Here is an 8,679-nt window from a genome sequence, read left to right on the forward strand (position 1 = left end):
TGCTATGCTCATTTTTATTAATTTACATTTTAAACAACAATAAATAAGCAATTCTAATGAACCTACGGTTTAAAACACTTTTTTTTAGGCTTTGTTAAATTAGCGATTAGTTTCCGAATTTACTCAATATGTATAATATCATTACATCTATTGTATGTTTTTTCTTACGCACCTCTATTATATAGATGTTATCAAATATAATCAACTTTCATTATAATTTGAATTGATTTAGTCTACTGTGTTTATCTGCTTTAAGAGTGATTATAAATTATTATATTTCTTTATAATTATTAACAATATTTTAAAACTATAAACAATTTTTTTCATAACAAAAGACCCCTACTTAAAGTTAAACTCTAAGTAGAGGTCTTTTATTGCAAAAATACAATAGTTAAGGTGAACTCCATCACCTATTTTTATTATATTTCCATTATTATTGGTATAATAATAGGTCTTCTCTTAGTTTTTATATATAAAAACTGACCTAGTGCATTTCTTATACAGGCCTTTATTACTGACCATTCTTTAATTTTTTTATCTAAACACTGCTCTAATTCTTTTCTAACAATGTCTCTTGCCTCATTAATTAATTCATTTGATTCTTTCATATATACAAACCCTCTAGTTATTATATCTGGTCCTGCTACTATACTATAAGTATCTCTTTCTATAGTAACTACCACAGTAAGAATACCCTCTTCAGCTAAGTGTTTTCTGTCTCTAAGTACAATGCTACCAACATCTCCCACACCCAGGCCATCTACCATTATCGCTCCCGTTTGAACTTTTCCAACAAGTTCACAGGCATTTTGGGATACTTCTAATATCTGTCCAGTTTCCCCAATAAAAATATTTTCAGGATCCATTCCCATTTTTTCTGCTAATAGTGCATGTTCTTTTAAATGTCTGTATTCACCATGTACTGGCATAAAATACTTAGGGCGAATTAAACTATGCATTAATTTTAATTCCTCTTGGCAAGCATGCCCAGAAACATGAATGTTATCTGTAGTATTATATATTACATTAGCTCCCTTTTTAAACAATTCATTTATAACATTGTATATGGCTTTTTCATTTCCAGGGATTGGTGATGCAGATAAAATAACCAAATCACCCTCTTGTATTTGAATACTTCTATGGGTAGAGAATGCCATCCTTGTAAGTGCTGCTAGTGGCTCTCCTTGGCTACCAGTAGTTATTATTGTTACCTTATCGTCAGGATAATTATGTAGTTCTGCCACTGTAATTATAGCTTCCCTTGGAATATCTAAATACCCTAAATCCATAGCCACCTCAGATATTTTCTCCATACTTCTCCCACTGAAGGCTATTTTTCTTCCATTCATAATTGCTGCATTGGCAATTAATTGTACTCTATGAATATTTGACGCGAAGGAGGCTACTATTATTCGACCCTTAACTTTGTAAAATAATTTACTTAGTGTCTCTCCCACTACTTTCTCAGATATATTAAATCCAGGACGCTCTACGTTAGTACTATCAGCCATAAGTAAAAGTACTCCCTGACCACCTAGTTTTGCAAATCGCTCTAAATCTATAACTTTTCCATCAATAGGAGTATAATCTATCTTAAAATCTCCTGTATCTATAATTCTTCCAATAGGAGTATGTATACAAATGGCACAGGCATCAGCTATACTATGACCTACTCTTATAAACTCTACACTGAGTTTATCCAATTTTATAATATCTCCAGATTTCACTACATTTAAGGTGCAATCAGATAATATTCCGTGTTCTTGTAACTTACTTTCTACAATTCCTAAAGTTAGTTGTGTTCCATAAACTGGCACATTAATTTGTTTTAAAACATATGGCAATGCACCTATGTGATCCTCATGCCCATGAGTTATGAAAATCCCTTTTACCTTATCTCTGTTCTCTAAAAGATAATTCACATCAGGAATAACTAAATCTACCCCATACATATCTGCATCTGGAAAAGAAATTCCACAATCTATAACAACAATCTCTTCTTTATATTCTATTACCGTAATGTTCTTACCTATTTCTCCAAGTCCACCTAGTGGAATAATTTTAATTTTGTTTTTAGTTTTCTTTTTATAATTATTATTCAAAATTTGCCTCCCTTATATTCTCTCGCCCTGCTTTAATTTTTCCAATAGTTCATTTAAATCACTTTTTTTCACTCTCCAATTACGTCCAATTTTAAAAGCCGGTATCTTACCGCTTTGCACTAATTTATAACAAGTTACTTCACTAATTTTAAAATATGTTGCAACTTCACTTACTGTCATAATTTCATCGGCTTTTATGTTTTCACTCATTTCCTTATCCTTTCTTGAATTTATTTCTTGAATTTATTTTTTTAATAAACCTATATTTTAAAGTGGTGATTGTTAGGTAAACATCACACTCTTTATTTCACTATTAATTTTATGACATATTATTACACATCTAAAGGATTAAAATAAAAATTAAATTAAACAAGGTTAATTATATACTAACGAAACTTAATTATACCACATTATAATTAATTATATTTAGTTATAATTTAATATAATTAATTATAACATAAACAAAGGACAGACTATTTCAAATAGCCTGTCCACATTTAGAACTACTTAACTCTTCTTGCACCAATGTAATCACTTCTTGTAAGTGCTGATATTTTAACCACATCTCCAGTACTTGGCGCATGAATGTATGAATTGTTTCCTACATACATTCCCACATGATGAGGATTTGAGGATGAACCAAAGAAAATCAAATCTCCGGGCTGCAAATTTTCTTTAGACACATAAGATCCATCATTTATTTGATCAGAGGTAGTTCTGCCTATTGACACTCCAAAATGAGCATATACGTATTTTACAAAACCAGAACAATCAAAATTACTAGGACCATTAGCACCCCAAGCATATGGTGTTCCTAAAAAATTACTTGCATAAGCAACTATAGAATTAGAGCTAAGTGAAGTGTTTCCCCTAGACAATGTATAATTAGATGCATTAGCTCTTACTTCATTTATATTCCCCATAGAAACATTTACAATGGCTTGTCCCTCACTAATCCTACCGGCATATAATTGTCGTTGCTTTTTAGCTTTTTCATTTAATACAATTTGTTTTTGCTTTTTATCTTTAAGGCTAAGTATTTTGACTTCATTATCAGTTGTCAAAAGTGTTAGCTTAGTTTTTTCAGTTTCAAGTACTTCCTTTTTATCTTCAATTTCATCTTTTTTATCTGTTAATCCTACAATAATTTCATTGTCATATTCCACAATCTTTTTTACATTTTCAACTCTTGAAATAAAGTCTTCTATGCCCTCTGAATTTAATAAAACTTCTAAATAACTATCCACACCATTAATATACATACTTCGCATTCTCTTGTTAAATAGATCTTCTTCTTCTACAATATTATTTTCTGCAACTTGTATATCTTCTTTTGATTTTTCTATTTTCAATTGAGTTTTACCCATCTTTACTTTAGCCTTATCAACTTGTACCATAATTTTTTCTATATCTGAGTCCAATTTTTCAATAGAGATTTCTATATCCTCAACCTTATTTTGTGCCTGCTTATAGGCTTCATTTTGATTTGTTAAACTATCTGATAATGGTTCTGCAAATGCGGTTATACTCATTGTAGTAGCTAGCCCAACTGTTAACAGTAATGATATTATTCCTTTACGCAACCCAATCCCCCCTTTAAAAATAATATATATACGTATATCTATGTATTGTAAACGTTATTAATATGTTACTCATAACTCAATGTTTTTATTGTACCACTATTTTACAGCAAATTTCAAGGACAAATCTTATTTAATATGTAAATTTTATATTTTTTTACTTTTAAATGTTTATTTTACATTAAATATTTAAACTTTTACTTATATGTTATGAACTATATTCTCACTTTTTCCTTTTAAAAATGTAAAAAGCACCTAATAGTTAAAAGTATTGCCCGCTATATTGATACAATATAGCGGGCAATACAACAATTGATAATTTAAATTACACCAATAAATCTTTTAATTTATCACCTTTAATTTCATCAGGACTCCAAGCGATTACTGCAAATTTACCCTTTGCATGTGCATCAACCTTGTTAATCCACTCAATTTCATTGCTTGCCTTTGCAGCCAACAATTTATTTGTAGTACCAGTGGCTTGAAGTGATGAATTAATAACCCACCATTTTGTTGAAATTTTTGCACGTATTAAATCTTCTTCGAGACGCATTGCTTCATATACTGGTGTAGCTTCAGCAAGTGTTACAATAATGACCTCAGTTTCATCATCATTACGTAGCCTTGGTAGCAGCTTTTTCACAGATTCTGGGATATCTCCCTGGGAGCGCTTAATTTCCTGATTATAACTTTGTGTGGAATCAAGTAGCAGCAGAGTATGACCCGTTGGAGCGGTATCTATAACAACAATTTGCTCTTCCGACTTATCTACTATTTCAGCAAAGGCTCTAAACACTGCAATTTCTTGTGTACATGGAGAACGGAGATCCTCTTCAACATATTCTATGTCTTCATCAGCCATGGTTTCTCTTGCCTTTGAAAGCACTTCCTGCTTATATTTTTCAAGTTCAACTTGCTCATCAATATGACTCATTGTGATGTTGCTACTCTCATTAATAACAAATTTAAGATGGGCTGCAGGGTCAGTTGTAGTAAGATGTACCTTTTTACCTTTTGCAGATAATCCTAGTGAAATTGCCGCAGCAATAGTAGTTTTACCTACGCCACCCTTGCCCATGGTGAATATTACTTTTTTATTGCTTTTGTATAAGTCTTCAATAACGTCTTTAAGTTTAAGAATAATTTCAGCATTTATCTTTTCACTACTTACGTTGTAATTATCTTTAGTAAGTAATGCACGTACATTTTCCATACCCGTTATATTGTAAGCTCTAAGCGGTACCATATAAGTGGTAATTCCCTGTAACCCCTGTGGCATTTCTTTAAGTAATTTTTGTTATTTGTTATACAGACTTTGGGATACATTACGTTAATACTTTTAGCATTTTTGTTATATTTAATACTCTTAATTATTATTTGTTATTATCTACTCGCTGTGGGAACCAACCACTAGTATTGTTTGCTATTTTTACAAGGATTAACATTACTGGCACTTCGGTCAATACCCCTACAACTGTAGCAAGCGCTGCTGGAGAATCCATACCAAACAAAGCAATGGCGACTGCAACTGATAGTTCGAAAAAGTTTGATGCTCCAATCATTCCAGCTGGAGCCGCAATATCATGTGGTAATTTTAGCTTTCTACATGCTAAATATGCAATAAAGAAAATTAAAAATGTTTGAATAGTTAGTGGCACCGCAATAAGCAAAATATGCAATGGATTGTTTAAAATGGTTTCACCCTGGAATGAAAATAACAATACCAACATAAGTAGCAGTCCAACAGTAGTTGCATTATCAAACTTATGGAGGAAAGTATTTTCAAAATACTCTAATCCTCTTTTGTTTGTCATCATAATTCTAGTCAATATGCCCGCAGCCAAAGGAATAACAACAAATAAAACCACAGATAAAATTAGTGTACTCCAGGGAACCACAATACTACTGACACCCAGCAGAAGTTTCACTATAGGTATAAATGCAACAAGTATAATTAAATCGTTAGTGGCTACTTGTACAACGGTATAAGCCGAATTACCTTTTGTAAGTGTGCTCCAAACAAATACCATAGCAGTACAAGGTGCAGCTCCGAGTAATATAGTTCCTGCAAGATATTGAGTAGCCAGTTCCGGTGCTATAAATGCTTTGAATACAACAAAAAAGAAAAATGAAGATATCACATACATAGTAAATGGTTTTATAAGCCAATTTGTTGTCCATGTTATATACAAACCTTTTGGCTCTTTCCTAACATTCTTAATGCTTTGAAAATCAACCTTCATCATCATAGGATAAATCATTACCCATATAAGAATAGCAGTTGGAATAGATACCTTAGCATATTCAAACTGATTTAGGAATTCAGGAATTCCTGGAATAAACTTACCAATAAGGACACCTACTACCATACAAGTTGCTACCCAAACCGTTAAGTACTTTTGGAAAAATCCCATATCTAATTTTTTAACTTCACTCATTAAAAAAACTCCTTACTTTTTTAAAATCTTATAAATTATTCCTTAATTTTTATATCACATAAACATTGAAGCTTAGATGCTGCCATTTTTTCACAATCACTATTGTAGGTAGATAATTGTTTCAATTCTTTTTTCAAATATGCATATAAATCAGGGTTTTTTTCTATAAAATTATTATCTATTTTGTAGTACACCCATTGTGCTTTTTTATAGCCCTCAAGGATTCCACACCTTCTAAGCGCCGTTAAATGCCTGGAAACATTTGATTGATTCATATTTAGACAATCCTCAATTTCACATACGCACATTTCATCTTTCATAAGCAGTGCCAATATGCGAAGTCTGTTTTCTTCCGCTAATGCTTTAAATATTTCAACCACTATTTTCACCTCCATTATATTTTTATATACTCATGCGCTCATATAATCATATACTATGCATTTAAACTCACATTTGTTACTACTACCAAACCACTTCTCCACTTAAATCAATTTCATTATTTTCAATTCTTTTCTTTAAATCTTTAATTTTTCCATCTATTATTTTTGCTGTCTTTATAAATTCCTCATCAGATTTTCCAGTAGGGTCATCTAGTCCCCAATCTTCTTCATGTTTATGAGCCATTATTGGACAAACTACATTACATCCCATTTTTATTACAATATCAGCTTCTGGTATATCGTCAATTAATTTTGATGTGTGAGTTTCATTCATGTCTACACTATATAAATCTTTTATTATTCTTACCGCATCTTGATTAATTTGAGGTTTAGTTTCGGTCCCTGCAGAAAAAGATTCAAACACCTCTGATGCGAATAGTTTTCCCAGTGCCTCTGCCATCTGCGACCTGCATGAATTGTGAACACATATAAATGCTACTTTTGGTTTCATAAATATTCCTCCTCGTTTTATGTAGATTTTTTAGTTTAAAATCAACTTATATATTCGTATATTCGTTTATACTCATATTGTAATATCAACTACCTATTTTGTCAACAGCATATCATTAAATCTCCTATGAATCCATTAATATTACATCCCATACTTAAGTGAAATTAAATTTATTTATTATAATTGAGCTTAGATTGTCTAAATATTCCCAAAGACTTTTAAAACCCTAAATAAAACATATAAAAAGCAATTAGAAGAATAGCGGTGCCCATAAGATATTTTAGAACCTTACTAAGGTCACCATATTTATTGCTAGATGTAAGCCTAGTTACAAATGCCATTGATGTTCCAGCTACTATAACTAGAACACTATGTCCTATTGAATATAATAGTAAAAGCAGTACCCCTCTTGCAATATTCCCCTCTTTTGCTACTATGGAAAGTAAGACTACAAGTACTGGTGTTGCACAAGGCGAAGAAAATATACCTCCTAGGATTCCTGCTAAAAAAGCTCCTAGGAAACCTTTTTTAGGTTTATTACTCCCTAATGAAATTGATGGTATAAAATTATATACCTCCCAAACTTGAAGTGCCATAAGCACCATTAAAATACCTAGTGCAATGTACCATAAGGGACTTGATGTTCCCATAAGTTTGCCTAGAATAGACGCCATAGTGCCTAGAATGGTGAAAGTAACCGCCATACCACCAGCAAAAACTAGGGATAACTTAAATGCTCTCTTTGTATCATTATTCCCAACACCACCTACATATCCAATTACAAGGGGTACACTTGTAAGCGCACATGGAGTAAATGATGTCAATACCCCTGCCAGAAGTGCAATAAAAGGTGCAAGCCAAAAACTATTAGATATAAGTTTTGATAATGAATCTAACCATTCATTAATCATTTCATACCCATCTCCTTTAACACCTGTAGTATTTGTTCCTTAGTCATTCCACCCTCATGAGTAGTAATTACATGCTCATCAGTTTCTTTAGAAGAATACATTTTCATTTGTGAGGCTTCTGCATTTTTAGGAGTATAAGGTTTACCATCCTTATCTATAAAAACTTGTGTTGGAATTACACTAATAGGATAATCATCTGCTAAACTTTCATACTTCCATACATCAACAAATTTTATGATTACTTTCCCACGGAGTTCTTCATTAAGTTCCTTTAAAACTGGAGCCATTTCCCTACAAGGAATACAGGAATCCGCACCAAAATCAATCATAATAGGTATCCCATAGGATTTAAGTTGTTCAAGATCTAGACTGTCAGTCACGTGTAGAGCAAAATAGGGATTATCCTCTTTACCAATTGGTGTTTTATTAGAGTTTTTAAAATACCATATTCCTCCTATTGCTATAGCTATAATCATAGGTATAACTATTTTAGTCATATTTTTAGAGAACCTTTCACTCTTTCTTTCATCCATTAAAAGCACACTCCTTTTCCTCTTACATTTATATCAATCTATGTGTCATATGATGTATTTATACATAGACAACTCTCAATGTGTTATATCCAAAAATAGAATCGAGTAGGAGCTAAATAATTAATTTATTTAGCGACCTCTCACACCACCATGCATACCGTTCGGTACACGGCGGTTCAATAGAAATTAATGTTTTAATAAATATGTCTCAGATATAGAAACTA

Annotated in this window: 8 protein-coding genes and 1 pseudogene; all 9 read right to left on the reverse strand. The window is 31.8% G+C overall.

The genetic code is table 11. The features are described 5' to 3' along the window. Positions 1–419: 419 nt before the first annotated feature. The gene (locus tag ACREVU_RS08830; protein ID WP_431551237.1) at positions 420–2,102 is read right to left on the reverse strand and encodes a ribonuclease J; all 1,683 of its coding nucleotides are present in this window, start codon (positions 2,100–2,102) and stop codon (positions 420–422) included. Between the two features lie 12 nt (positions 2,103–2,114). Beyond that, the gene (locus ACREVU_RS08835) at positions 2,115–2,312 is read right to left on the reverse strand and encodes a helix-turn-helix domain-containing protein (protein WP_431551238.1); all 198 of its coding nucleotides are present in this window, start codon (positions 2,310–2,312) and stop codon (positions 2,115–2,117) included. A gap of 293 nt (positions 2,313–2,605) precedes the next feature. Further along, positions 2,606–3,685 (reverse strand): C40 family peptidase, encoded by a 1,080-nt coding sequence (locus ACREVU_RS08840; protein WP_431551239.1) that lies wholly within the window; start codon positions 3,683–3,685, stop codon positions 2,606–2,608. Between the two features lie 322 nt (positions 3,686–4,007). Beyond that, positions 4,008–5,009, reverse strand: a pseudogene (locus ACREVU_RS08845) (ArsA-related P-loop ATPase); the annotation flags it as partial. Between the two features lie 46 nt (positions 5,010–5,055). Next, a complete protein-coding gene (gene arsB / locus ACREVU_RS08850; RefSeq protein ID WP_431551240.1) occupies positions 5,056–6,120 on the reverse strand; it encodes an ACR3 family arsenite efflux transporter in 1,065 nt (354 codons plus the stop codon). Between the two features lie 35 nt (positions 6,121–6,155). Beyond that, positions 6,156–6,500, reverse strand: a complete 345-nt coding sequence (locus ACREVU_RS08855) for an ArsR/SmtB family transcription factor (protein ID WP_431551241.1) — start codon at positions 6,498–6,500, stop codon at positions 6,156–6,158. Between the two features lie 82 nt (positions 6,501–6,582). Then, complete coding sequence (locus tag ACREVU_RS08860; protein ID WP_431551242.1) at positions 6,583–7,011, reverse strand: arsenate reductase/protein-tyrosine-phosphatase family protein; 429 nt, start codon at positions 7,009–7,011, stop codon at positions 6,583–6,585. A 218-nt stretch (positions 7,012–7,229) separates the two neighbouring features. After that, the gene (locus ACREVU_RS08865; protein ID WP_431551243.1) at positions 7,230–7,922 is read right to left on the reverse strand and encodes a cytochrome c biogenesis CcdA family protein; all 693 of its coding nucleotides are present in this window, start codon (positions 7,920–7,922) and stop codon (positions 7,230–7,232) included. Beyond that, on the reverse strand, positions 7,919–8,455 hold the full coding sequence (locus ACREVU_RS08870) for a thioredoxin family protein (protein ID WP_431551244.1): 537 nt from the start codon (positions 8,453–8,455) through the stop codon (positions 7,919–7,921). The genes ACREVU_RS08865 and ACREVU_RS08870 overlap by 4 nt, the downstream gene beginning before the upstream one ends. Positions 8,456–8,679: the final 224 nt, after the last annotated feature.

The organism is Clostridium sp., from assembly GCF_050717535.1.
Classification (GTDB): Bacteria; Bacillota; Clostridia; order Clostridiales; family Clostridiaceae; genus Clostridium_AD.

Bases quoted from the DNA above. Each gene is read 5' to 3' on its own strand.
- ACREVU_RS08835 (WP_431551238.1), bottom strand. From the start codon at position 2,312: ATGAGTGAAAACATAAAAGCCGATGAAATTATGACAGTAAGTGAAGTT.
- arsB (WP_431551240.1), bottom strand. From the start codon at position 6,120: ATGAGTGAAGTTAAAAAATTAGATATGGGATTTTTCCAAAAGTACTTA.
- ACREVU_RS08860 (WP_431551242.1), bottom strand. From the start codon at position 7,011: ATGAAACCAAAAGTAGCATTTATATGTGTTCACAATTCATGCAGGTCG.
- ACREVU_RS08865 (WP_431551243.1), bottom strand. From the start codon at position 7,922: ATGATTAATGAATGGTTAGATTCATTATCAAAACTTATATCTAATAGT.
- ACREVU_RS08870 (WP_431551244.1), bottom strand. From the start codon at position 8,455: ATGGATGAAAGAAAGAGTGAAAGGTTCTCTAAAAATATGACTAAAATA.